The sequence below is a fragment of the Pseudomonas sp. KB_15 genome (assembly GCF_052114525.1).
Classification (GTDB): Bacteria; Pseudomonadota; Gammaproteobacteria; order Pseudomonadales; family Pseudomonadaceae; genus Aquipseudomonas.
Map to the genome: position 1 here is coordinate 1 of NZ_JBFREX010000357.1, position 366 is coordinate 366.

Sequence of the window (366 nt, forward strand, 5' to 3'; positions counted from 1 at the left end):
GTGATTGCCGTGGTGGCCCTTGGCCGCCGCGCCGCCGTGCGCAACACGGCACCCGCCACGCCACCGGCCGCCACCGCGGCCGAAGGGGCGCCCCCCATATTTCCAGGACGACTTCACTAACAGGAGCCATGCATGTCCGTATATGACACCCTCGCCCGCCTCGGCGTGGAACTGCCCCCCGTCAGCGCCCCCGCCGCCGCCTATGTCATGGCCGCGACCAGCGGCAACACCGTCTTTCTCTCGGGCCACATCGCCCGCAAGGACGGCAAGGTCTGGGCCGGCAAGCTCGGCAAGGACGTCGACACCGAGACCGGCAAGGCCGCCGCGCGCGCCATCGCCGTCGACCTGCTGGCCACGCTCCACGCC

At 71.6% G+C, this 366-nt stretch carries 1 pseudogene; it reads left to right on the forward strand.

Features of this window, described 5'->3' with window-relative positions:
- Positions 1 to 132: 132 nt before the first annotated feature.
- Positions 133 to 366: pseudogene (locus AB4Z35_RS31275) on the forward strand (RidA family protein); the annotation flags it as partial.